This window comes from Pseudoalteromonas tunicata (assembly GCF_002310815.1).
Classification (GTDB): domain Bacteria; phylum Pseudomonadota; class Gammaproteobacteria; order Enterobacterales; family Alteromonadaceae; genus Pseudoalteromonas; species Pseudoalteromonas tunicata.
This window is the reverse complement of the sequence record NZ_CP011032.1, coordinates 129,894-155,653: the sequence shown is the minus strand read 5'-3', so window position 1 is coordinate 155,653 and position 25,760 is coordinate 129,894. Positions and strand designations below refer to the sequence as shown.

Annotated in this window: 23 protein-coding genes and 3 rRNA genes; 3 read left to right on the top strand and 23 right to left on the bottom strand. The window is 41.8% G+C overall.

All coding sequences use genetic code 11. The annotated features are described in order from the left end of the window. Positions 1–43 precede the first annotated feature (43 nt). From PTUN_RS00705 to PTUN_RS00695, 3 genes are all read right to left on the bottom strand, one after another. Complete coding sequence (locus tag PTUN_RS00705; RefSeq protein WP_232285019.1) at positions 44–523, bottom strand: nuclear transport factor 2 family protein; 480 nt, start codon at positions 521–523, stop codon at positions 44–46. A 13-nt stretch (positions 524–536) separates the two neighbouring features. Continuing rightward, the gene (locus tag PTUN_RS00700; RefSeq protein WP_009839221.1) at positions 537–1,250 is read right to left on the bottom strand and encodes a hypothetical protein; all 714 of its coding nucleotides are present in this window, start codon (positions 1,248–1,250) and stop codon (positions 537–539) included. A gap of 111 nt (positions 1,251–1,361) precedes the next feature. After that, positions 1,362–1,658 (bottom strand): hypothetical protein, encoded by a 297-nt coding sequence (locus PTUN_RS00695; RefSeq protein ID WP_009839222.1) that lies wholly within the window; start codon positions 1,656–1,658, stop codon positions 1,362–1,364. A gap of 360 nt (positions 1,659–2,018) precedes the next feature. On the opposite strand from PTUN_RS00695, the gene PTUN_RS00690 reads away from it, so the two are divergent. Further along, positions 2,019–2,444, top strand: coding sequence for an RNA-binding S4 domain-containing protein (locus PTUN_RS00690; RefSeq protein WP_009839223.1), 426 nt, complete (start codon positions 2,019–2,021; stop codon positions 2,442–2,444). Here the strand turns inward: PTUN_RS00690 and PTUN_RS00685 are convergent. The 14 genes from PTUN_RS00685 to PTUN_RS22075 form a co-directional block, all read right to left on the bottom strand. Further along, positions 2,428–3,201 carry a hypothetical protein gene (locus PTUN_RS00685; RefSeq protein WP_040644047.1) on the bottom strand — a complete coding sequence of 258 codons (774 nt, stop codon included), beginning with the start codon at positions 3,199–3,201 and terminating at the stop codon, positions 2,428–2,430. The two genes, PTUN_RS00690 and PTUN_RS00685, sit on opposite strands and share 17 nt — an antisense overlap. A 121-nt stretch (positions 3,202–3,322) precedes the next feature. Next, entirely contained in the window at positions 3,323–3,577 is a 255-nt protein-coding gene (gene rpsQ / locus PTUN_RS00680) for a 30S ribosomal protein S17 (RefSeq protein WP_009839225.1), read from the bottom strand. After that, positions 3,577–3,768: a 50S ribosomal protein L29 gene (gene rpmC, locus PTUN_RS00675; protein WP_009839226.1), complete on the bottom strand. Its 192-nt coding sequence runs from the start codon at positions 3,766–3,768 to the stop codon at positions 3,577–3,579. Before rpmC ends, rpsQ begins: the two co-directional genes overlap by 1 nt. Then, positions 3,768–4,181, bottom strand: a complete 414-nt coding sequence (gene rplP / locus PTUN_RS00670; protein ID WP_009839227.1) for a 50S ribosomal protein L16 — start codon at positions 4,179–4,181, stop codon at positions 3,768–3,770. The genes rpmC and rplP overlap by 1 nt, the downstream gene beginning before the upstream one ends. Before the next feature lie 12 nt (positions 4,182–4,193). After that, positions 4,194–4,901 carry a 30S ribosomal protein S3 gene (gene rpsC / locus PTUN_RS00665; protein WP_009839228.1) on the bottom strand — a complete coding sequence of 236 codons (708 nt, stop codon included), beginning with the start codon at positions 4,899–4,901 and terminating at the stop codon, positions 4,194–4,196. Positions 4,902–4,910: 9 nt separating this feature from the next. After that, on the bottom strand, positions 4,911–5,243 hold the full coding sequence (gene rplV, locus PTUN_RS00660) for a 50S ribosomal protein L22 (protein ID WP_009839229.1): 333 nt from the start codon (positions 5,241–5,243) through the stop codon (positions 4,911–4,913). 11 nt (positions 5,244–5,254) lie between these two features. Then, positions 5,255–5,533: a 30S ribosomal protein S19 gene (gene rpsS / locus PTUN_RS00655; RefSeq protein ID WP_009839230.1), complete on the bottom strand. Its 279-nt coding sequence runs from the start codon at positions 5,531–5,533 to the stop codon at positions 5,255–5,257. Positions 5,534–5,548: 15 nt separating this feature from the next. Then, positions 5,549–6,373 carry a 50S ribosomal protein L2 gene (gene rplB / locus PTUN_RS00650; protein ID WP_009839231.1) on the bottom strand — a complete coding sequence of 275 codons (825 nt, stop codon included), beginning with the start codon at positions 6,371–6,373 and terminating at the stop codon, positions 5,549–5,551. Positions 6,374–6,391: 18 nt separating this feature from the next. Beyond that, positions 6,392–6,694, bottom strand: a complete 303-nt coding sequence (gene rplW / locus PTUN_RS00645) for a 50S ribosomal protein L23 (protein ID WP_009839232.1) — start codon at positions 6,692–6,694, stop codon at positions 6,392–6,394. Next, on the bottom strand, positions 6,691–7,296 hold the full coding sequence (gene rplD / locus PTUN_RS00640; RefSeq protein WP_009839233.1) for a 50S ribosomal protein L4: 606 nt from the start codon (positions 7,294–7,296) through the stop codon (positions 6,691–6,693). The genes rplW and rplD overlap by 4 nt, the downstream gene beginning before the upstream one ends. 14 nt (positions 7,297–7,310) lie before the next feature. After that, the gene (gene rplC / locus PTUN_RS00635) at positions 7,311–7,946 is read right to left on the bottom strand and encodes a 50S ribosomal protein L3 (RefSeq protein WP_009839234.1); all 636 of its coding nucleotides are present in this window, start codon (positions 7,944–7,946) and stop codon (positions 7,311–7,313) included. A 27-nt stretch (positions 7,947–7,973) separates the two neighbouring features. Continuing rightward, a complete protein-coding gene (gene rpsJ, locus PTUN_RS00630; protein ID WP_009839235.1) occupies positions 7,974–8,285 on the bottom strand; it encodes a 30S ribosomal protein S10 in 312 nt (103 codons plus the stop codon). 546 nt (positions 8,286–8,831) lie between these two features. After that, positions 8,832–10,745: a TonB-dependent receptor domain-containing protein gene (locus PTUN_RS00625; RefSeq protein WP_009839236.1), complete on the bottom strand. Its 1,914-nt coding sequence runs from the start codon at positions 10,743–10,745 to the stop codon at positions 8,832–8,834. A gap of 24 nt (positions 10,746–10,769) precedes the next feature. Further along, a complete protein-coding gene (locus PTUN_RS22075) occupies positions 10,770–10,967 on the bottom strand; it encodes a hypothetical protein (protein ID WP_009839237.1) in 198 nt (65 codons plus the stop codon). Between the two features lie 317 nt (positions 10,968–11,284). Between PTUN_RS22075 and PTUN_RS00615 the strand changes: the two genes are divergently transcribed. Then, positions 11,285–12,049 (top strand): LytR/AlgR family response regulator transcription factor, encoded by a 765-nt coding sequence (locus PTUN_RS00615; protein WP_009839238.1) that lies wholly within the window; start codon positions 11,285–11,287, stop codon positions 12,047–12,049. Between the two features lie 254 nt (positions 12,050–12,303). Beyond that, complete coding sequence (locus PTUN_RS00610; RefSeq protein ID WP_040644048.1) at positions 12,304–12,699, top strand: hypothetical protein; 396 nt, start codon at positions 12,304–12,306, stop codon at positions 12,697–12,699. A 65-nt stretch (positions 12,700–12,764) separates the two neighbouring features. Here the strand turns inward: PTUN_RS00610 and PTUN_RS00605 are convergent, their stop codons facing one another. The 6 genes from PTUN_RS00605 to gppA all read right to left on the bottom strand — a co-directional run bounded on the left by PTUN_RS00605 (position 12,765) and on the right by gppA (position 25,750). Next, on the bottom strand, positions 12,765–14,237 hold the full coding sequence (locus PTUN_RS00605) for a CsgG/HfaB family protein (protein ID WP_009839240.1): 1,473 nt from the start codon (positions 14,235–14,237) through the stop codon (positions 12,765–12,767). Between the two features lie 138 nt (positions 14,238–14,375). Then, complete coding sequence (locus PTUN_RS00600) at positions 14,376–18,398, bottom strand: hybrid sensor histidine kinase/response regulator transcription factor (RefSeq protein WP_009839241.1); 4,023 nt, start codon at positions 18,396–18,398, stop codon at positions 14,376–14,378. Positions 18,399–18,633: 235 nt separating this feature from the next. After that, positions 18,634–18,748 (bottom strand): 5S ribosomal RNA (gene rrf, locus PTUN_RS00595). A 131-nt stretch (positions 18,749–18,879) separates the two neighbouring features. Next, a 23S ribosomal RNA gene (locus PTUN_RS00590) occupies positions 18,880–21,768 on the bottom strand. Positions 21,769–22,039: 271 nt separating this feature from the next. Next, positions 22,040–23,581 (bottom strand): 16S ribosomal RNA (locus PTUN_RS00585). Together the 16S, 23S and 5S rRNA genes form the textbook arrangement of a ribosomal RNA operon. A 654-nt stretch (positions 23,582–24,235) precedes the next feature. Then, entirely contained in the window at positions 24,236–25,750 is a 1,515-nt protein-coding gene (gene gppA, locus PTUN_RS00580) for a guanosine-5'-triphosphate,3'-diphosphate diphosphatase (protein WP_009839242.1), read from the bottom strand. Positions 25,751–25,760: the final 10 nt, after the last annotated feature.

The window sequence follows — 25,760 nt, the reverse complement described above, 5'->3', positions numbered from 1 at the left end:
CCATTAATTTATCGGCAAATATTTTCATAGCTAACAGGGCGAATTAACGCATAAACGTTACGCGTTTAATTAGGCCATCAACAATTTCATAAGCTGCAATGACTTTAATGCTTTGGTCTACTTCTCCAGCTTTTTTACTGCAAGACTGTGCAAGTTCATGATCAACTAAAAATCGCCCTTGCACCATACGCGTTAACGAACTGGCATTAAGGCATTTTAATTCGGCAAACTTTTTACCATAATGCTTAATTAACTCGTCTTTACCCTGATATTGCAATCCGCCGGGAAAGGCATGAATTTCAACATCATCATGATATGTGGCTGCAAAAGCGGTAATATTCTGATTGTTATAAGCCTGTAGTTGCAAATCAACAATTTGCACTGTTACTTGTTCTTCTTCGCTCAATTGTGGCATTTCGACTCCTTGCACATACGATACCAAACCAAGGCTCATACAAATCATAACGCGCGATATTAATTTTGTTACGTACTTTTTAGCGATAAATACATGCTTAGATAACATTAATACTCCTCTTTTATTCACCATAAATAATTACTAATTCACAATTTAAAAATAACTTATCACTTTGTAACTGAGGAGTAAAAATATCAGCAGGTCGCATACCAAAAAAAGTGTCGCGCTCAGCGTGACTCAATAAATAACGCTGTATTGTTTGCAGCTCACTTTTAAGTTGTAATTGCCCATTATTTGCAAACGACCACTCACCTTCAAGCTTTTGCAAGTCAAAGTCATCTTCTTTGTTCTTATCGCTTTTTTTGCTTTGGTTTATTAATTCGTACTCAAATACAAATTGACCATTTGGCAAAAAAGCGGCCGTTGCATCGGCCCAGTTACAGTATTGTGTTCGAAGATAACGTGGCATTTTATAATAATTTGTTAACGCGGGATTACGCAAATACACACCAACACTCGATTGATTATAAAAGTGTAAACCTTTAGCAAAAGGGTAATAATCCGGCATAGTAAATTGAGCTTCTAGCAAAGCGCGTTCAATTTGAGCCAGTAATACAGGATCGTGCGACACGGGATGCATTAAAATTGCAGTATCTGAAAACTCCTCAGGTACGCTTAAATCAGTCACTGTGATATCAGCATCAAGTTTATTAATACTATCGAGCAATCGGTTAACCTGCTCATCGCTATAGCCTTGATTAGTGATATAAATATGAGGTCGTTGTTGGCAGGCAGTTAATAATAAAGTAGCTACAAGCAATAATTGCAATTTCATTGAAGGCTCCAAACTTAGATTACAGGTGTAATCTAAGTTAAAAATACCAAAATAGCTACTTGAAAAAGCAAAAAAGGAGCTAAGCTCCTTTTTATTAGTAATTTATAAAAATTATAGTGAAATATCGCCACCATTATTTTGCACCCAAGATTGCATGTGCTCTTTTGAATACATCAACTCATTAAATAAACGATGCTTTTGTGCAATGAGCTCTGGCTCACAAGGGGTTTGCTGATACTGTAATTTGGCATGATTGTCGTTAAAACGTGACATCAACTCAAAGTTAATTCGACTCAGAGCAGGTTCAACTTTCATGGCTAATGATAATCCTTGTCGGATATCTTCGGCGGTAACTTGACCTTGGGCATTACCCATCAACTCTTTTTTAAGTGAAAGTCGGATCCCCATAATTCACTCCTTATTCGCAATATTTAGTGATAATGATTGGTTGATTCTGCATTTGAATACTTAAGCCTAAACTCAACAAAGCAAACTTCATTCCAACTATTAAATTTTATTTTTATACATGCTTGACCATATTTTTACGCCTTTTGCCTTAGCATGTAAAGGTACACAAATGTAACAATTGATAACTTGAACTAACTCAGTGCAATCAAGATCTAAGACGGTGCACTTTACGCCCTTAAAGTGATCGCTTAATGACAATCACTCGCGAGAAAAAGAAAACCAAGCATTTGTGCGTAAGTTATTTTTAACTCAGGTATAATTAGCACTACTTTTGATACCAACCTTACAAATGAGCACCTAATGTCCACTGCAAATATCATCATCGAACTAGAAGAAGAGCCAATTGAGCTGTGTAAACTCCTTAAAATATTGGATCTAGTTGAAGGTGGTGGCCAGGCAAAAATGCTTATCACCAATGGCTTTATTAGTCTCAATGACGAAGTCTGTGTTCAAAAACGTAAAAAAATTTATGGCGGCGATATTTTACAGTTTGATGGTGAGCTATTTGAAATAACTCTAGCTGAAGGCATTATTCCTGCTGAGCGTTCTGTTGCAAGCCCAAGAGAAGAAGAGCAGATAAGCGAGCCTCAACAAGCAGCTAATAAACCAACAAAAAGCAAACAGCCAACAAAGGCTAAAAATAACAAACAAGCACAAAATCAAAAAAATAATCAGCCAAAAGCACCCAGTAATGGCACTGGCAGAAAACCTATTTCCTTTGGTTAAATCGACTCCATTTGTTCATACTTTTCTCAAAAAGAACTTGATTGTCTGACTTCTCACCAGGGCAGAGCCTAGGCCCTCCCTGAGGCATACCCGCTTGACCAAATACACTTGTCAAGTCAATGTCATAACACTTCCCTCTCCACTTTTCTACCCGTTTTGTCCCGCCACCGCTAGTAGAAATAATTTCTGCTCTTTCATCATTCAAATGCTCTTTTGGCACCGTAATTCGATCATTGCTTGTTATTTCTTCAACTGCTTGTTGCTTTACATGTTCAAACATCACAATATCTTGATTTGAAACGTTTCCGGCTGATTTTTTTGGTAAAAGTGCATAAGGATTTAGCTTTTTAAAACCAGCTTTCTTGTTTTCAAATGCTACCGCTGGCGATGCCACAAGCGCAGGTTCTTTTTTTAATGATGCCTCACTTGGCTTTGCTACTGCTAACTGTTCTGAATGCTTTGATTGATTGTCGCTTTGCTTGACCTCGCTCAATTGGTTATCTTTTGCTGAGCTGTTTATTAATGCTTGATCTTTTTTAACCGTATGCTTGGTCTTGGAATTAACTTCTTGTGTAGCGATTGTAAGTGGTGAGGGTGTGATAGCGGGCAAAGAAGCAAGATTAACAATTACATAAGCTTTCATAATCGTTACAGCATCTGAATTTGGAGCAGGAAGTGACTGCTTTGCGATTACAATTATGAGAACAACATGGAGTCCTATTGAGATAATCCATGAACTATAATTTCCTTTAAACACACCAATTCCTTCTCATTTAGTTACTTTATGAGTATGAAAGTATTGGTTTAGTTCCATATTTTAGCTATTAAAAAGCCCTGCCAGATGGCAGGACTTTTTCAGTTAAACGTTAATTTAAAAATTAACCTTTAGCTGTTTCAACAACGCTAACTAAAGTCCAAGATTTTGTCTTAGAAATTGGTGCACATTCGCGGATTGTAACCACGTCACCAGTTTTAGCTACGTTTGCTTCGTCATGTACGTGTAACTTAGTTGTACGTTTGATGAATTTACCATAGATTGGGTGCTTCACTTGACGTTCAATAGCAACAACGAAAGATTTCTCCATCTTGTCACTGATTACACGGCCTTGAAGAGTACGAATTGTATCGCTCATTATTGACCTGCCTTCTGGTTAATAACTGTTTTAACACGCGCGATATCGCGACGTACTGTTCTTAGCAAATGAGTTTGAGCTAATTGACCAGTGCTTGACTGCATGCGCAAGTTGAATTGCTCACGAAGTAAAGCTAAAAGTTCAGTATTTAACTCTTCAACATTTTTGTCTTTAAGTTCACTAGCTTTCATTACATCACCGTCCGAGTTACGAAAGTTGTCTTGAATGGTAATTTACGAGAAGCAAGGTCGAATGCTTCACGAGCGATTTGCTCAGAAACACCTTCCATTTCATAAAGTACACGGCCTGGCTGAATTTCAGCAACCCAGTACTCAACGCTACCCTTACCTTTACCCATACGAACTTCAAGCGGTTTTTCTGTGATTGGTTTATCAGGAAAAACACGGATCCAAATTTTACCTTGGCGCTTAACGTGACGTGTCATAGCACGACGAGCTGCTTCAATTTGACGAGCAGTCATACGACCACGACCAGTAGCTTTCAAACCGAAACTACCGAAGCTTACTTTGTTACCGTTTTGCGCTAGACCACGGTTGCGGCCTTTGTGCATTTTACGGAATTTTGTACGTTTTGGCTGTAACATTACTCGCTACCTCTACTTAGCACTTTTTTTGGCTTTCTTCGGTGCACGTGGTTTGGCCGGCTTCTCTTGCTCTTGTTGTTTCAGTGGTAAACCACCGATCACTTCGCCTTTGAAGATCCAAACTTTTACACCGATGATGCCATAAGTGGTTAAAGCTTCAGAAGTTGAATAATCAATATCTGCACGAAGAGTATGTAAAGGTACACGACCTTCACGATACCATTCAGAACGTGCGATTTCAGCGCCGCCTAGACGACCGCTAACTTCAACTTTGATACCTTTAGCGCCAATGCGCATTGCATTTTGAACCGCACGCTTCATAGCGCGACGGAACATAACGCGACGCTCAAGCTGAGATGCGATGCTGTCAGCAACTAATTTTGCATCTAATTCTGGTTTACGGATTTCAGAAATGTTGATCTGAGCCGGTACACCTGCAATTTTAGATACTACAAGACGTAATTTCTCTACGTCTTCGCCTTTTTTACCGATAACAATACCAGGGCGAGCCGTGTGAATTGTTACTCGGATTGATTTAGCTGGACGCTCGATGATGATTTTAGACACAGAAGCCGCTTTCAATTCCTTAGTAAGGAATGTACGTACTTTGTGATCACCAAAAAGCATTTCAGGAAAATCTTTAGTATTCGCGTACCAAGTAGACACCCAAGGTTTAGAAATACCTAGGCGAATACCAGTAGGATGAACTTTTTGTCCCATGTTAAACTCCTAGTTATCAGAAACCACTACAGTGATGTGACTTGTACGCTTAAGGATGCGATCAGCGCGTCCTTTAGCACGTGGTAGAATACGTTTCATTGATGGACCTTCATCCACAAAAATCGTAGCTACACGTAGCTCATCAATGTCGGCACCTTCGTTGTGCTCCGCGTTTGCGATAGCTGACTCTAGCACTTTCTTAACTAATACAGCCGCTTTTTTAGGGCTGAAAGCTAGGATTTGTAGCGCTTTGTCTACTGGAAGTCCACGGACTTGATCAGCAACTAAACGCGCTTTTTGCGCCGAACCGGAGGCGAATTTATGTTTAGCTAATGCTTGCATTTATCAACTCCTTATCGTTTCTTCGCTTTCTTATCTGCAGCATGGCCGCGATAAGTGCGAGTAGGTGCAAATTCACCTAGTTTATGACCGATCATTTCGTCACTTACGAACACAGGTACGTGTTGACGACCATTATGGACAGCAATGGTCAATCCGATCATTGTAGGGATGATCATTGAACGACGGCTCCAAGTTTTAATTGGCTTCTTGTCACCGCTTTCCAAAGCTTTCTCTACCTTCTTCAGCAAGTGTAGGTCTATAAAAGGACCCTTCTTGAGAGAGCGTGGCATGGCTATTCCTCAATATTACTTAGTACGACGACGTACTATAAATTTATCAGTACGCTTGTTCTTACGAGTCTTAGCACCCTTAGTCGGTTTACCCCATGGAGACACAGGATGACGACCACCAGATGTACGACCTTCACCACCACCGTGTGGGTGATCTACCGGGTTCATGGCAACACCACGAACTGTCGGACGGATACCACGCCAGCGATTAGCACCAGCTTTACCTAGCGAACGAAGCATATGTTCTGCATTACCCACTTCACCAAGTGTCGCGCGGCAATCAGACTCAACTTTACGTACTTCGCCTGAACGAAGACGTAATGTTACGTATTGACCTTCACGAGCAAGGATCTGTACGTAAGAACCTGCTGAACGTGCAATTTGAGCACCTTTACCAGGTTTTAACTCTACGTTATGAACCGTAGCACCGATAGGCATGTTACGCATTGGCATCGTATTACCAGCTTTGATTGGTGAATCAACACCAGACTGGATTTGATCACCAGCTTTTAAGCCTTTTGGTGCAATGATGTAACGACGCTCACCGTCTGCATATAATACAAGTGCGATGTTCGCTGTACGGTTTGGATCATATTCTAAACGCTCAACAACAGCTGGAATACCATCTTTGTTACGTTTAAAGTCTACTAAACGATAATGATGCTTATGACCACCACCGATGTGACGAACCGTGATACGACCGTTGTTATTGCGACCACCTGATTTAGAGTTTTTCTCTAGTAGTGGTGCAAATGGCTTACCTTTATGTAAATCTTGGTTAACCACTTTAACTACGTGACGACGACCCGCAGAAGTAGGTTTACACTTTTGAAGTGCCATAATTCTAACTCCCCTTAATTACTCGGCGCCGCCGACAAAGTCTAGCTCGCTGCCTTCTTTAAGAGTAACGTAGGCTTTTTTCCAGTCTGAACGACGACCGAAACGAGCACCAGTACGTTTAGTTTTACCCTTAACGTTCAGAGTGCGCACACCTGTTACTTCAACTTCAAAAAGCTTTGCTACTGCAGCTTGAATTTCAGCTTTAGTTGCATCTTTAACAACTTTGAAAACGATCGTATTTGTCGTTTCAGCATTGTTAGTGCTTTTCTCAGAAATGTGTGGTGCTAGAATAACCTTTAATAAACGTTCTTCACGGATCATGCTAACGACTCCTCAAGTTGCTTAACTGCAGCAGCAGTAATAAGAACCTTATCGAATGCAATTAGACTTACTGGATCAATGCCAGCTACGTCACGTACGTCAACCTTATAAAGGTTACGAGAAGATAAGAATAAGTTCTCATCAACTTCTTCCGTTACGATTAGTACGTCTTTAAGCTCAAGCTCTTTCAACTTAGCTACAAGTTGCTTTGTTTTAGGCGCTTCGATACCAAAGCTCTCAACAACAACTAAACGATCTTGACGAACTAGTTCAGACAAGATGCTTTTGATCGCACCGCGATACATTTTACGATTTACTTTTTGGCTGTGATCTTGCGGCTTAGCTGCAAACGTCACACCACCCGAGCGCCAAATTGGGCTACGGATTGTACCAGCACGTGCACGGCCAGTACCTTTTTGATTCCACGGCTTTTTACCGCCACCGCTTACTTCAGAACGTGTCTTCTGAGCACGAGTACCTTGACGAGCACCAGCTGCAAAAGCAACTACTACTTGGTGTACTAGAGCTTCGTTAAACTCACGTCCAAAAGTAGCTTCGGAAACTTCAAGAGCGCCTGACGCGTCTTTCAATGTTAATTCCATCACTAATCTCCGACTTAAGCTTTAACAGCAGGTTTAACGATCACGTCGCCGTTGATAGAACCAGGAACTGCACCTTTAACAAGTAACAAGTTACGTTCTACGTCAACACGAACAACTTCAAGGTTTTGAGTCGTAACACGCTCAGCACCCATGTGACCAGCCATTTTCTTACCTTTAAATACTTTACCAGGTGATTGGTTTTGACCAATTGAACCTGGAGCACGGTGAGAAAGTGAATTACCGTGAGTAGCATCTTGCGTTCTGAAATTCCAGCGCTTAACACCACCTTGGAAGCCTTTACCTTTAGAAGTACCAGTAACGTCAACTTTAGTTACGTCATTGAATAATTCTACTGTGATTTCGCTACCAACTTCGAAGCTGCCTTCGTCGCCAGATAGACGGAATTCCCACAGACCGCGACCCGCTTCAACGCCAGCTTTAGCGAAGTGACCCGCTTGAGCTTTGTTTACGCGGCTTGCTTTTTTAGTGCCTGCGGTAACTTGAAGCGCGTTATAACCATCATTTGCATCAGTTTTGATTTGTGCAATGCGGTTAGGAGTTGCTTCGATTACGGTTACTGGGATAGATACGCCATCTTCAGTGAAGATACGAGTCATGCCCACTTTACGACCGACTAGACCTAATGCCATTTTCCTAAAACCTCTCTAATCTTACGATTAACCCAGGCTGATCTGAACATCAACACCAGCAGCAAGGTCTAGGCGCATTAGAGCGTCTACAGTCTTGTCAGTTGGTTCTACGATGTCGATCAGACGTTTATGGGTGCGGATCTCATACTGATCACGCGCATCTTTGTTTACGTGCGGTGATGTAAGTACAGTAAAACGCTCGAAACGTGTAGGTAATGGGATTGGACCACGTACCTGAGCACCAGTGCGTTTCGCAGTTTCCACAATTTCCAACGTTGATTGGTCAATCAAACGATGGTCAAAAGCTTTTAGGCGAATACGAATGCGTTGATTTGACATTCTATTTAAACCTCAAAAAATAAAGAGCATTTTAAAAAGAGCATAAAAAAACACCCGAAACTTACTAAATAGATTTAGAAGTCGGTTATTTAATTATTTCTTACCGTTGAACTCCAAATCGGAGCTCCTGTTTATTAGCTTGAAATCCAAGCTACATAGTTCCTTTCAATTAATTCAGAGACTGATATTAATGAAAGCCTGCGTATTATAATGACACTGGTGATAAATGCAACAGATATTATAAAAATAATTATTGGAATAGGTTAAGGTGGGTTTGTTTAAATTCGAACTTTACTTTGCTTGAAGAGGGAAAAGTGAGGGGGGATAAGTCCCTCACTTGGTCCAAAGAAAAAACGAATATTAAAAATAAGATTCGATTTAGGATAAACATATCAGTACAAGTTTTCATTTACATCCTCAGTGTGACCAACCGCCAGATTTAATCTATGAGTAGCGCTCACTATGAGTTGTATAACTCACCTGAAACATTATGGATAAAAAAATAGAGCCTTCAGGGCTCTATTTAAAAATATTTAACTTTATAAATTAAAATGAATATTTAATTCCTAATGTATAAACACGACCATCTAATGAATACAACGCACGTGAAACCGATGCCTGTTCAGCTTGCCATCCACCTACAGTATCAATTGAAGGATCTTCGTCAGTAAGATTTCGTACCCCAAATGTCAAATCTAAACCATCAATAGCTGTATAGATCATATTAATTGAGTGAATATCCCATGCTTCAAATTTTCCACCAGTATCTGATTCAGTTTCATCAATCCACTGGTATGCATAGTTTACTTTGAAGTTACCCGCTTCATAGAGGAAGTTGAAATTAGCTCTATTTGCTGGATATCCTTGTTTTCCTGGCTGCTCAAATAGCACACCTGCAATCTCTTCTTCATAAGTTTTAATATGTGACCACTGGAGATCAGGTCTAAAATCACCAATACTTGTTTCTAATAAGTATTGAACTTTAAAGTCTAAGCCTTCTACTTTGCGTGTCGCTAAATTGGCTGAAGGATTAATCAAACCACAGTCAGGATAGCTTTTAGCTATACAGCGCGTAATTGAACCAGGAACGCCATCCACTGTAGGTCCTCGATTAACTACCACGCCTGCAGGTAGATTATTCTGTTGTTCAAGTTCAAACACATCCCGGAATTCAAGCTGTGTCACAACATTCTCTAATTCAACACTATAATAATCAGCTGTAATTAAGAAGTTATCAACAGGCTCAAGAATAATACCGACATTGTAAGATTCTGATGTTTCGGCTTTTAAATCTTTATTACCAGCATTGTAAGTTTCTTGCTGACCTGATGGACAATCTTTATCGGCAATGCCTTGAGCTCTGCATCGCGTTGTATCAACAACACCTTCAAAGCTTTGTTGTGGCTTAGCATATAAATTAGTCAAGTTAGGCGCTTTAAAACCTTGACCATAAGACGCTCTTAATTTCAACCATTCAGTGGCCACAAAAGAAGTTGAAATTGAAGGTGAAACTTCAGAACCAAAATCATTGTAGTCATCATAACGAACAGCCATATTAATATCCCAGCCATCTAAGACTGGAACTAATAACTCACCAAATAAAGCTTTTCGTTTTCGGTCTCCACTTGCCGAGTTACCGGCGGAGCCAAGTACATTTTGCGCTGCACGGAATGCATCGTAAATATCTTGATACTCTTCTTCGGAGTACTCTATCCCTGCTGACCATAATATATCAGCTGCACCAAAGCCTAATTCAATACCTGTTCCGCCATTAAGTGCAAAAAGAAATGAGCTAGTATCATTTGCTAAATCTCGTGATACAGTAGCATTACTCTGTGCTATAGCAGCCAAATGGCCAGGCTCCTGAGAAAGAGGATCTATATAATTATACGCACCACTTTTAACCAGCGCTTCAATGTTTGATTTAAGTACATAGTTTTCGCCTCGGCTATTAGCATCATACTTGTATTTACGGAAGCTAAGATCATACTCAATATCAGTACCGGAGAAAGCACCATTAAAGCCAAGCACAGCATCTATCTCTACTGCGTCACTAGTATCATTTCTAGGTCCATGCGCAACAAAGCGATGATATAATAAGAATTCTTCACCTACAGGGTTAATCGGTGCATCAGCAGCAACCCCAAATCCTCCGATAGCTGGGGCAAAGCGTCCTGAAGATTCAACTTTCGAGATTCGACTTTCAAAATAAATTTCATGGTCATCACTAAGCTGTCTGCGGGCATCAACAAATGTTGATAATCGCTCCATGTCCATCGTATTATAAGAAACATCACTAAAAATATAACCACAACCAGTACCTGGTACACGTCGACCATTAATTAAAACAGCAGTTTTATCTTCACCGATACCACGTAAATTAACTAAAGCTGTACCACCAAAACTACTCCCTGACTGCTCACGATAAGAATCTAGCGTATTAAATGAAGTATTACGCAAAACATCGGCAACACTATCGAATCCTTACAGCTTCATATCATCGGCCGTAATGACTGTAACAGGGGCTGCTTCTAAATCAGATCGTTTAATACGTGAACCTGTGACCTCAATACGCTCAACAGCCTCAATACCTTCTTCAGCAGCATTAACGTTAAACACCAAGCATGATAAAAGTATTGAGCCTACAGCTAGATGTAACGCTGACTGTTTAAAATTAAACATTTATTTTCCCTAGATTATTATTTTTAACAATTGCCATGAGAACAACCTAATCTCGGAGTTAATTTTTTTTCTATCAACAATACATAAAAGGATGGAATTAGAGTCTAGGCGGGTGTTTTTATGGGATTTTAGTTCAAGAAAAATACAAAGACACAAAACCATTAACATTCAATTAAAAACAAATAGTTACAACTCTTTTGTTTACTCTTATTTTGTTACAATCGTTTACTTAAATGACATGTTTTTTAGTTTATCTTATTCCCTTATTCGGTATATTTTGGGCCTGCAATTTTTGGTCACAGTAAAGGAACTATTTCATGCGTAAATTCAGTGTCGTGATCGCAGCAAGTGCTGAACCAATTCGCCGTCATATTATTGAGTTATTAAAGGAACATCCAAGATTTGAAGCGCTCGCACTGGCATTTGATAGTCAAGAAGCCAGAGACATATGCGAGTCTATGCAAGCAGATGTGCTTTTTATCAGTAGCCAATTGATAAACAATGCTGATGAAGCAGGTAACTTATGCCGCCTTCCTAACTTCACTCATGTCGTATGCTTTGCTGATAACCCTGACTTTGCCGCCGATGCTTTTGAACTTAACATGGTTGATTTCTTAATTTGCCCCATTACTGAAGAGCGCTTTGCTAAATGCACATCAAAATTAGCCGCTCGTCTGGGTGCCGTTGATTTATCGCCCTTACAACAAATAGAACATCTTTTAAAACAAATGCAAACGAACAACCGTGCAAAACAAGAACCGATTATAGTTAAAGATACAGGCCGAATTCGTATTGTCGAAGCAGATGACATTTTATGGATTGGTGGTGCTGGTAACTATGTTGAATTGCACTTATGTAATGAAGACCGCCCTCTTCTACATCGAGAAACACTAACAGCGATGGAAAACAAGCTAAGTAGCTTTGGTTTTGTTCGGATTCATCGTTCTGCAATTGTAAAAAAACAGTTTATCAGTGAGTTAAAACCGACCGATAACGGAGATTACTTAGTCACCCTACGGAATGGTAAATCGCTTAACTTATCACGCCGATATAAAGATTCAATGGCTGGTATTTTAAAATAAATGTTCAACTTTAGCCTTAAGCTAGTTTGAGCTTGAGGCTAAAATTCATCTAAAAGCTAGCGTTGCTCAAAAGTAAGATATAAAGATTATTACGACTTAAAATCAAGTATTTCATCCAAGTTCTTTCAGCCTAACACTCTGACAAATAATATGATATTGTAACCTTGGCTTGTTACCAAATTTGCCATACCTTAATTAATTACCATTTTATTTATTTTGCAGTGTTTGGTACCCACCGAAAAGATGAGGATCCAATGAAGAAAAGATTAGTCGTGTGTCTTGGTTATTTACTTACTCTTTCAGCCTGTAGCTTGACCGCCCCTGAGTCATCCGACAATCAAATACGAACCATGAGCCAAGCTGAGCAAAAACTCTCTGAAATTACACAAGACAAAAGTTGCGATGCCAGCTATCAATGTAGAGTGCTAGCAATAGGTGAGAAGGCGTGTGGGGGTGCCAGTGAATATCTTATATTTTCGAGTAAAAATACATCCACTGAGCATGCCGAGCACTTAGCATCTGAAATAACCAGCTTCGAACAAATTTACAACAAGCAGAATCAAGCACTTGCTACATGTCAGCATTTACTTCCCCCTCAAACACTTTGTATAAATAGTAGCTGCCAAGAATATAAACTGATAAAACCATAACGCTTATGCCAGCAATTATCTGGCACAAGCTGTTAATATGGGTATGGGTAAATTAAATTGAGTTGCTACTCTAACTCAACGCTCACCACATTCTTTACGCCTCGCTGTAATACCACTTCGCCACTGGCGTAAAATTTATCAAGTGCTGCGAATTTTAAGTAATAGCGGCCACTATTGACTGGCTCTGCAATTTGGGCTTTTAAATAATCGGGCTTATCTTCAAGGTCACCGTTTGCATTCACTTTGAAAATAGCCCCTACCGCTTGATTTAATGCTGTTCCGGACTCTTGATGACGCGCAATCACTTCAATTTCTGTCATACCTGAGCTACTTGGCTGCTGTGCAACACTTAAACGACCACGTTTCTCATCGGTCCACATCGCAACTTCTAAAAAATCGTCGTCATCTCCGGCACTTACAGCTACTCCGGCAAACGCGTTGGCTATCATACTAATGCCATTTTGCACCGAGTTATTCATACATCCAGTATCGGCTAACGCTTTATTGGTTGCTTCATCCACTTTACCATTAACCGTTAAACCAGATTCTTGTTGAAATCGTTTAATAGCGGCAACGGTATTAGGTGTGTACTTTCCTGCAGCTTCTTGATCGTTAATGTAGCCAAGGCAATTGAGTTGCGCTTGCGCAATAGAAACGGTGACTGAGTCAAGTGAAGTAACTCCTTTTTTACCCCGGCTACTTACTTCATTATCACTTAAAGTACTTGGCTGTTGGACCTGCTTTTTAGCGATAGGTTTAGGGACGCTGGCACCTGCTGCTAAACTGTTGTCGGGGTTATATCGATAATAAACATCTGGGATCTTAGTGAGAGTAAACTCAACGGCTTTTTGAATGATCTCTCTAAGCGCTTTTTCTTTGGGGGTATTAGACCAAGCGCTTAAGTTACCACCTAAAATTGAGCTACCAAAATTAGTGGCCGCTGCCGCTATATCAAAATCTTTACTCCCCCCCTCAACGGTAGTGGCAGCTAAGATGCGAGAGGTCCGAGTATCAATTAATCGTAAATCAATCGCCATATGGGTATTAGATAGACCAGCAGAAACTGACTGCACCATATCACCAATAAAACCCATGCCACCAATGCGGGCACCCGATGCGTCATCATCAAACTCAGTTACTGATGCAACAATGACAATTTCAGCACCTTCGATTTCACCAAAGGCCGCACCAGAGTTGGCACTTACGCGGCCCGCAGTAACTAAATCTTGCTCAGATAATACGGCATCCAAAGCCTGACGTTCCAATACGATAAAACGATTTGTCCCCACCAACGCCGTGGTGAGCTGATCTGACATACCATTACCAATTTCTTTTGACCACCAGTGATGATTGTTCGACTCATCCGTAAATCGTGCAACCGCAATCCGCGCCTTAGCACCATTATATTGTTCTTGCTGAACTTGGTTCACATTAGGTGTATTGGTGTTTGAAGTAACTTGGGTTGAGGTGCTTTGGCAAGCAACTAAGCTCGTAATAACTGACGCTAATACTAGCGGGCGAAAGTGACGTATTTGCACAAATATTCCTTTTTATCATTCAAATGCTATTAGGCTTCTGTCAATAACTTCAGCCTATACAATAAGAATAATCTATAAGGAACAATAAGTTATAAGTAGTACAGAAACGAAAAGTTTTTGTACTATAGCGAAAAGTCCCTAATTTAATGGATTTTCGGACTGCTGTGCACGATATTGTTTAGGTGAGACTCCTGTCGCAGCTTTAAAGCAGCGAGCAAAATAACTTTGCGAATTAAATCCACTTAATTCCGCAATCTCGCCAATAGAACGGTCCGTTTGTCGTAAAAATATTTTAGCTTTTTCAAGACGAAATTCCCGAACATAATCCATCGGAGGCATATCAAATAACGCTTTGGTTTTATTTTGTAAGGTTCTTTCAGTTAAATGTAGATGATTAGCAAGGGCTTCTAATGACAACGCAACATCACAATATTTATTTTCTAAAAGACTATTTAGCTGCTGTATAAACTGAGTATCTCGTTCTGAAAAATGCCCGTTAATTTTTTTTCCTTGATGGCGTTGGCTTTCATCGATAGATAGTCGCAAGTTGCTTCGCTTGATCAGATCACGAATGCTTAATAAGCTTGAAATTCTAGCGAGTAATTCTTGCTCTTGAAACGGTTTTGCTAAGTATTCATCAGCGAGTAGATCAAACCCTTGCATTCGCATTTCAGGGCTATGATAGGCCGATAAAATCAGTACAGGAATGTGACATGTTTCTAGCTCATTTCGTAATTGTGCTAACAATTCAAAACCAGACATAATCGGCATCATGACATCACTGATCACTAAATCAGGAGAAATGGCTTTTACCTGAGCCAAACCAACTTCACCATTGGCCGCGATAAAACAATGATAATAAGGCTGTAAAATGGACTGAAGATAGTTTCTAAGTTCACTATTATCCTCAACCAGTAAAATTTTATATTTTCGTTCTGGCGCAGACTTCTGTAAATCATCATTTTGGAAATTATTCAGAGTCGTTACAAACGTACTTGTTTGCTCGGCAGCTAAAGGTAACGTCACCGTGAAAGTACTCCCTTGCATGGGAATGCTAGTGACGGTTATTTCACCACCGTGCCGAGTGACAATGTCCTTCACGATTGAAAGCCCTAAACCAGAACCTTCTAATTCCTGAGTTAACCGTCCCCGTTTTCCTTGTGTAAAAATCTGTTGCAACTCATCTGCGTCAATACCAATACCGGTATCGGTGATACTGAGGAAGCAGTTTTCGTCACTTTTTATTAGTAATACAGTGACCTGTCCGCCAGCTGGGGTAAACTTAATGGCATTATGCAAAAGGTTGGCGACTAATTGGTCGGCCGCATTGGCTTGAAAACTGACGACACAATTAGCATGGCTATCATTGCTAAGCACTAACGAAATCTGGTGTTGCTCAGCAAGTACGCAAAACCCTTCAATTTGAGTATGCAATAAAGCGTATAAATCAATATTATCTGGTGCACTATCAGGATTATGTATTGATTTATGCTGTAGAACATTGTTTACCAAAGCTAAAAGTCGTTCTGCATTGCGCGCCATAGCGATTAGCTTTTCGCGATCGGCTGCTTTGTCCGTCTTTGCTATCAATCCCGCGAGCGGACCTAAAATCAGCGTAAGCGGTGTTTTAAACTCATGCGAAATAGTAGCCAATAAGGTGTCTTTTGCTGCAATGAGTTTCATGCTATGGCGCTTTTCTTGCTCAACAATTTTACGCTTATAAATCAGCCAAATAACATATAAAACCACGCTCACCATAGTTAAAGCATACAAACAATATGCCCACCAAGAATGCCAAGGTGCTGGGTGAATAATTATCTTCAGCTGTTTTTGCGGCCCCCAAGCTCCCTCTAAAAATCGAGATTTTAATAAAAAGTGGTACTCACCTGACGATAAATTAGTATAAGTGGCAAAACGTTTTTGCTCTTTGGTAAGCACCCAGTCGGAGTCAAACCCTACCAATTGATATGCATACTCAAGAGGCTGAGGTTGTAATGACTGAGCTGAGGTGAACTCTAGTGAAAATAAATTATAGCGATGATCCAGCTCAATTTTATGCAGTTCGTTTATTTGCTTGGTTAAATTAAAACTATCGGTAGTTATATTATTTTGTACTTCTACCTCTTCATTTAATAACAACAATTTACTGATCGTACTCTCAGGTGGTTTTGCTATTGTTGTTACTGCTGCGGGGTTAAATTCATTAAAACCATTTACTCCCCCAAAATACAACCTGCCTTGGTTATCTTGATACGACGAACCTAAAATAAAAGAGCGATCTTGCAAGCCAGCCTCAACTTTGATGTGGCTTATTTTCAAACTAGTTTTATTTAAGCGCATCAAACCATTATTCGAACTGATCCAGATAAATCCAAGATCATCTTCTTCAATAGCAAAGATGTTTTCATCAATAAGACCTTGTTGCTCGGTAAATTGAATAATCTCATGGGTTAATGGATTCAAACGATTTAAACCATGCATGGTGCCTATCCAAATAAATCCTTCTGCATCTTGGTGCAATGCAGTGACCATATTCGCGGTAAGTTGCTTATCGCCTTCGGTAAAATGGATAAAACCACTAGCTTCTGGCTTTAGTAAATTAAGACCTGTTCGGGTCCCAACCCAAAGCTGTTTTTGGCGGTCAACTAGTAAAGAAAAAACCAAATTATCACTCAAGCTATCGGAAACAGTATCATCATGCTTAAAATGTATACTCGAATTGCTATCAGGGTTAAATAAACTTAAACCTGCATTACTGCCCAACCATAAACGCTGTTCGTCTGCTCCTGTAATGGCATAAATACGATTTGAAATTAAACTGTCAGCCCGAGTAGAGTCATATTGATATTGTATAAAATTGTCTTTTATTGGATTGTACTTAGCCAGTCCAGCACCATAAGTACCAAGCCATAACTCTTGCTGCGGTGATGCAAATAACGCAAAAACATTATTCGTCGGAAGGCTATGGTGTGCCTCTTCATTATGCAGATAACGCTTAAAGCTAGCTTGCCCTAACTTTCGTTTATTTACCCCCTCACGTGTGGCAATCCATAAATTACCATCAACATCCTTCGTAATAGCGCGTACAAAACTATGACTTAAAGAATCAGCAAGCTCTGCTTGGTGTTTTTGATGATTGTATAATAGCCGCCCAGGAATAAAACGATTTACCCCTCCACCATCAGTACCAATCCAAGTATTGTGCAAAGAATCTTGATATAGCGATAATACGTAATCGTTCGATAGGCTATTAGCCTCTAGAGGATTATGGGTATAATTCTGCAGCCCCTTTAATGAATACATCACAACACCTGAGCCATAAGTACCTAAGCTAACATCATTATTAGCAACTACGAGACTAGTTCCCCAATTATTGGCCTTAGTTGGCATGGTGAGCTCAGTGATCTCAGTTCTGGTAGGGTCAATTTTAAATAGACCACCGCGCCCCGTTACCCACAGTGTATTTTGATTATCTTCAACAATCGACCAAACTGCCAATTGCTGAAAAGAAGTAGTATCGTGCTTGGGGTGGAAAGCGATAAGTTGGTTTGCTGCCAAATCAAGATAAAAAAGCCCTTGCGCCGTGCCTAACCAAAGCACATCTTCACTATCCTTATATAGAGCCCGAATATCCAATACTGAGATTGACTGATGTGAATACACATCAAGCTGATTAGTCATTATATTTAAACGATTCAGCCCACCTTGCGCAGTGCCAATCCAGAGGTTATTACCATCGACTAACAAGGATAAAAGATTGTTATCGCTTAGCTTGCTCTGCGTTGAACGGGTATCAAACTGCGAAAAAAGACCTGTGGAAGGATCATAAACATTTAAACCTGAGCTCGCTGTTGCAAACCAAAGTTTCCCCAAACCATCTCGCTGGCATGCGGTAATCCAATTACCCTTTATTGAACCTAAATTATTATTAGCTTTGTATTTTTTCGTATCGTAACCATCAATTTTATTTAAGCCATTTTGGGTTCCTAACCAAATAAAACCCTGCTCATCTTCAATAGTACAAGTAACACTATTTTGTGAAATGCCTTGGTCGACGGTGAAATGGTCAAAATAAACCTGTTGTGCAGCAAAAACATTATTCGGGAAGAGTTGAAAAAGCAGTAAAGTTAAAAATAAAAAAACTGAAGACAGAAGCGGCATATTCACCCTTAAACCGATAACACGATGTAAAACAAGGTAATCAATTAGGAACGATATAACTAATTAGCAGTAGATTCAATTGATTATTTTTAAAAGCAAAACAATTAATAACTAAGGATAGAGGTATAAAAAGATGAGGATTATGAAGAGATACAACCTGCGTTTTGAACAAAAATATTTTTATTCTAAAAGCAAAAAAGCCTCTGATTTCTCAGAGGCTTTCTTTAAATTGGGAGCCTGGCGATGTCCTACTCTCACATGGGTAACCCCACACTACCATCGGCGCTGTTTCGTTTCACTACTGAGTTCGGAATGGGATCAGGTGGGTCCAAAACGCTATTGTCACCAAGCAAATCTGGTTCGTTAATCGCCTTGGCAATTAACTAAAATTCGGAAGGCTGATATTCAAATTCGTCTACTTCAGTGCTATTTAACTTCTTGCTTGTTCTTCAGTGCTTCATACAAACCACTTTGGCGTTGTATGGTTAAGCCTCACGGGTAATTAGTATTGGTTAGCTTAACGCCTCACAGCGCTTCCACACCCAACCTATCAACGTTGTAGTCTCCAACGGCCCTTCAGAGAGCTTATAGCTCTAGTGAGAACTCATCTCGAGGCTCGCTTCGCGCTTAGATGCTTTCAGCGCTTATCGATTCCGAACGTAGCTACCGGGCAGTGCCATTGGCATGACAACCCGAACACCAGCGGTTCGTTCACTCCGGTCCTCTCGTACTAGGAGCAACCCCTCTCAATTCTCAAACGCCCACGGCAGATAGGGACCGAACTGTCTCACGACGTTCTAAACCCAGCTCGCGTACCACTTTAAATGGCGAACAGCCATACCCTTGGGACCGACTTCAGCCCCAGGATGTGATGAGCCGACATCGAGGTGCCAAACACCGCCGTCGATATGAACTCTTGGGCGGTATCAGCCTGTTATCCCCGGAGTACCTTTTATCCGTTGAGCGATGGCCCTTCCATTCAGAACCACCGGATCACTATGACCTACTTTCGTACCTGCTCGACTTGTCCGTCTCGCAGTTAAGCTTGCTTCTACCATTACACTAACCGTACGATGTCCGACCGTACTTAGCAAACCTTCGTGCTCCTCCGTTACTCTTTAGGAGGAGACCGCCCCAGTCAAACTACCCACCAGGCACTGTCCGCAATCCCGATTAGGGACCTACGTTAGAACATCAAAACTACAAGGGTGGTATTTCAAGGACGACTCCACAAGAACTAGCGTTCCTGCTTCAAAGTCTCCCACCTATCCTACACATGTAGGTTCAATGTTCAGTGCCAAGCTATAGTAAAGGTTCACGGGGTCTTTCCGTCTAGCCGCGGGTACACAGCATCTTCACTGCGATTTCAATTTCACTGAGTCTCGGGTGGAGACAGCGTGGCCATGATTACGCCATTCGTGCAGGTCGGAACTTACCCGACAAGGAATTTCGCTACCTTAGGACCGTTATAGTTACGGCCGCCGTTTACCGGGGCTTCGATCAAGAGCTTCGCGTTGCCGCTAACCCCATCAATTAACCTTCCGGCACCGGGCAGGCGTCACACCGTATACGTCATCTTGCGATTTTGCACAGTGCTGTGTTTTTAATAAACAGTTCCAGCCACCTGGTTACTGTGACTGCCAATAGCTCCGGGAGCAAGTCCCTTCACCATCAGCAGCGTACCTTCTCCCGAAGTTACGGTACTATTTTGCCTAGTTCCTTCACCCGAGTTCTCTCAAGCGCCTTAGTATTCTCTACCTGACCACCTGTGTCGGTTTGGGGTACGATTCTTCATGAACTGAAGCTTAGAGGATTTTCCTGGAAGTATGGCATCAACAACTTCACTACCGTAGTAGCTCGTCTCGTATCTCAGTCTTAAGGAAACCCGGATTTACCTAAGTCTCCAACCTACTTACTTTCACATGGACAACCAACGCCATGCCTGCCTAGCCTGCTCCGTCTCCCCATCGCATTCATGCCGAGTACGGGAATATTAACCCGTTTCCCATCGACTACGCGTTTCCGCCTCGCCTTAGGGGTCGACTCACCCTACCCTGATTAACATGGGATAGGAACCCTTGGTCTTCCGGCGTGGGAGTTTTTCACTCCCATTATCGTTACTTATGTCAGCATTCGCACTTCTGATACCTCCAGCAACCCTCTCGAATCACCTTCAACGGCTTACAGAACGCTCCCCTACCCCGCATACAAAGTACGCAGGCGCATCTTCGGTGGTATGTTTAGCCCCGTTACATCTTCCGCGCAGACCGACTCGACCAGTGAGCTATTACGCTTTCTTTAAAGGATGGCTGCTTCTAAGCCAACCTCCTGGCTGTCTGGGCCTTTCCACATCGTTTCCCACTTAACATACACTTTGGGACCTTAGATGGCGCTCTGGGTTGTTTCCCTCTTCACGACGGACGTTAGCACCCGCCGTGTGTCTCCCGGATAGTACTTTACGGTATTCGGAGTTTGCAAAGGGTTGGTAAGTCGGGATGACCCCCTAGCCTTAACAGTGCTCTACCCCCGTAAGTATTCGTCCGAGGCTCTACCTAAATAGATTTCGGGGAGAACCAGCTATCTCCCGGTTTGATTAGCCTTTCACTCCTAGCCACAAGTCATCCCCTAACTTTTCAACGTTAGTGGGTTCGGTCCTCCAGTTGATGTTACTCAACCTTCAACCTGCCCATGGCTAGATCACCGGGTTTCGGGTCTATACCTTGCAACTATACGCCCAGTTAAGACTCGGTTTCCCTACGGCTCCCCTAATTGGTTAACCTCGCTACAAAATATAAGTCGCTGACCCATTATACAAAAGGTACGCAGTCACACCACGAAGGTGCTCCTACTGCTTGTACGTACACGGTTTCAGGTTCTATTTCACTCCCCTCACAGGGGTTCTTTTCGCCTTTCCCTCACGGTACTGGTTCACTATCGGTCAGTTGGGAGTATTTAGCCTTGGAGGATGGTCCCCCCATATTCAGTCAAGATAACACGTGTCCCGACCTACTCGATTTCACTTACTATAGATTTTCGTGTACGGGGCTATCACCCTGTGCCGCTGTCCTTTCCAGAACATTCCACTAATCACAAATAAACTTAAGGGCTGCTCCGGTTTCGCTCGCCGCTACTTCCGGAATCTCGGTTGATTTCTTTTCCTACGGGTACTTAGATGTTTCAGTTCTCCGCGTTCGCCTCATATAGCTATGTATTCACTATATGATAGTGAGTAAACTCACTGGGTTTCCCCATTCGGAAATCCTAGTCTCAAGCGCCTTTTACTAGCTTGACTAGGCTTATCGCAAGTTAATACGTCCTTCATCGCCTCCAACTGCCAAGGCATCCACCGTGTACGCTTAGTCACTTAACCATACAACCCAAAATAGTTTGAGTTATACATAAAGGACTGATTTAAACTTCGCCAGAAGTTAAATATTGAATACTAAAGTAGACACCAATCACATCTTTCGATGCAAATGGCATAATTTTACTTTTGAAAACTCTTTCAAATCTTTCGATTCAAAGAATTTTTTCTATCAGCTTTCCAAATTTTTAAAGAGCAATATTAATTAAACAGCCTAAGCCATTTAACTAACAATCATCTGTGTGGACACTACGAACAAATCAGTTCTAAATCGTGATAAGGAGGTGATCCAGCCCCAGGTTCCCCTAGGGCTACCTTGTTACGACTTCACCCCAGTCATGAATCACACCGTGGTAACCGCCCTCCCGAAGGTTAAGCTAGCTACTTCTGGTGCAACCCACTCCCATGGTGTGACGGGCGGTGTGTACAAGGCCCGGGAACGTATTCACCGCAACATTCTGATTTGCGATTACTAGCGATTCCGACTTCATGGAGTCGAGTTGCAGACTCCAATCCGGACTACGACGAGCTTTAAGGGATTCGCTCACTATCGCTAGCTTGCTGCCCTCTGTACTCGCCATTGTAGCACGTGTGTAGCCCTACACGTAAGGGCCATGATGACTTGACGTCGTCCCCACCTTCCTCCGGTTTATCACCGGCAGTCTCCTTAGAGTTCCCGACATTACTCGCTGGCAACTAAGGATAGGGGTTGCGCTCGTTGCGGGACTTAACCCAACATCTCACAACACGAGCTGACGACAGCCATGCAGCACCTGTCTCAGAGTTCCCGAAGGCACAAAGCTATCTCTAGCGATTTCTCTGGATGTCAAGTGTAGGTAAGGTTCTTCGCGTTGCATCGAATTAAACCACATGCTCCACCGCTTGTGCGGGCCCCCGTCAATTCATTTGAGTTTTAACCTTGCGGCCGTACTCCCCAGGCGGTCTACTTAATGCGTTAGCTTTGAAAAAGTTGTCCGAGGACCCCAGCTTCTAGTAGACATCGTTTACGGCGTGGACTACCAGGGTATCTAATCCTGTTTGCTCCCCACGCTTTCGTACATGAGCGTCAGTGTTGACCCAGGTGGCTGCCTTCGCCATCGGTATTCCTTCAGATCTCTACGCATTTCACCGCTACACCTGAAATTCTACCACCCTCTATCACACTCTAGTTGACCAGTTCGAAATGCAGTTCCCAGGTTGAGCCCGGGGCTTTCACATCTCGCTTAATCAACCGCCTGCGTACGCTTTACGCCCAGTAATTCCGATTAACGCTCGCACCCTCCGTATTACCGCGGCTGCTGGCACGGAGTTAGCCGGTGCTTCTTCTGTCAGTAACGTCACAGCTACGTTCTATTAAAACGTAACCTTTCCTCCTGACTGAAAGTGCTTTACAACCCGAAGGCCTTCTTCACACACGCGGCATGGCTGCATCAGGCTTTCGCCCATTGTGCAATATTCCCCACTGCTGCCTCCCGTAGGAGTCTGGACCGTGTCTCAGTTCCAGTGTGGCTGATCATCCTCTCAAACCAGCTAGAGATCGTTGCCTTGGTGAGCCATTACCTCACCAACTAGCTAATCCCACTTGGGCCAATCTTTAGGCGTGAGGCCCGAAGGTCCCCCACTTTGGTCCGTAGACATCATGCGGTATTAGCAGTCGTTTCCAACTGTTGTCCCCCACCTAAAGGCATGTTCCCAAGCATTACTCACCCGTCCGCCGCTCGTCACCCAAGAAACAAGTTTCTCTGTGCTACCGCTCGACTTGCATGTGTTAGGCCTGCCGCCAGCGTTCAATCTGAGCCATGATCAAACTCTTCAATTAAAAGTTTTTAGTCTTTCGACTGCTCAATGAATTCTGATTTTTGTTTCCACAACCCTTAATAAAAAGAGAAAGTGAAATCAAATTGACTGTATAGCCACTCATTCATTATTGAGACTCTAAATTTTTTGCCTCATTCAAAACCGAAGTTTCGAACTAAGCTGTTAGAACTCAACCTGTACGAGTGCCCACACAGATGATTGCTTAAATTGTTAAAGAACGTTGCAGCGCCAACTCTAAGAGCTTACTGCGAAGTGGAGCGCTATAATAAACGTTTCACTTTTCAAGTCAACACTTAATTTTAAATTCTTTCGAAACAAACTAAGTTTTACTTAACTCTCTGACTCAACCCTCATACCCCGCTAAGCGCGGTGTGCTGCCGTGTCAGTGGGGTCGCATTATAGGGCGGCGAACTTTTTTGGCAAGCGTTATTTTAAATAAATTTACGATTTATTTCACTTAGTTAGTCATACAGACTTAACACCACCTTACCCTCACCTTATTCACAAAAACCTGTGGATAACTTAACTCTTTGAACCTTTTAGATAAGACCTTACTAAAAATATGCAGGCGAAGTAATTGTAAAAAAGTGACTTTCTGCTGACTTTTAAAGCAAAACGCTTAAAAAGAAACCTTTTCAAACGTTTTATTTGATTTTTACTGGCTTATACTTGTTTGAATTCGCAATTCCCAACCGGCTTTTTTCTGATACTGCACCTCTTGCTCTAATTCTGTTTGCATTAAAGGATGCTGCTCAAGCCATTTGTTAGGTAGCTCTATGGTAAGTACTTCACCTTCGGCAAAGACACTAATAGCAGGAAGTACATCATTCTTTCTTCGCATGGTGAGGATAAAAGCCAGTCTCAAGACCCTTAAGAGCCGACTAATGAATTCGTCGCATATACCAAAATTACAAAGGTGCTTCAATTCAATGTCTGCTCGGTGCTGCTTAACCAATTGCACCAACATTTTATGTTGTGTTTGGCTATAACCTGGCATGTCGGTGTTTTTAACAATATAACCTGTGTGTTTTTGATATTGCTTATACTCAATTAACAAGCCTACTTCATGCAATTGAGCTGCAGCATACAACAGCGCTTCGCCATCATGAGCAGCTAAATGCCACTGCCCTTCAAGTTGCATAGCAAATGTTTTAGCCAATTCAGCCACTCGTAAGCCTTGCACTTGATCAACATGATAACGCTCAATAAAACTATCAAGTGTTCTTTGCCTGATATTTTGATTTTGCAACTCGGGGATCATGCTATAAAGCACTCCCTCTCGAAGAGCACCACCGGCTAAACCCATGGTATCAATTTCAAGGGCTTCAAAAAGAGCAATTAAAATCGCCAAACCAGAAGCGAAAACGAGTCGACGCTCTTCGAGCAACCCTGGCAATTCTAATTTGTGAATATTTTTATATAAGACAGCTTGGTGTTTAATTGCATTAAGTTTATCGAGCGTGAGTAAATCATCTTGGCGCTGTGCAATCATAATTTCTTGAATGGCTTGCACTGTGCCCGATGCACCCGAGACACTTAACCAACCCGCTTGCTTAAATTCCTGGGTAATTACGGAAATAACTTGGTGTGCTGCTTTAATTGCCGCATCAAAGTTTTTATGAGTAAGATGACCATCAGGAAAATAACGCTCTAGGTAAGTAACACAGCCCATATCAAGGCTTTTATAATGAAGCGGGGTAAATCCATCACCAATGACAACTTCGGTACTGGCACCACCTATATCAATGACTAATTGCTTACCAATTGCTGCAGAGGTATACGCAACACCTTTATAGATAGTTTTAGCTTCAGTTTCACCACTAATAATATTAATTTTATGATTGAGGATTCTTTCAGCTTGTTCAATAAACTGATGAGCATTACTGGCTAGTCGCAAAGTGGCTGTAGCTACAATGGTGATATTCTCTGCCGGAATATCTTGCAATCGCTCGGCAAAAAGCGATAAACACTCCCAACCGCGCTGCATCGCAGCAAGGTTTAAAACATTATCGCTATCTAATCCAGCAGCTAAACGTACTTTACGTTTAAGCCGCCCGATTGTTTGTAAACTTCCGGCCACTGATTTGGCTATCAGCATGTGAAAACTATTTGAACCTAAATCAATCACAGCATACACATTTTGATGCTGAAGATATTGAGCACCGGTCATTCTTACCTCT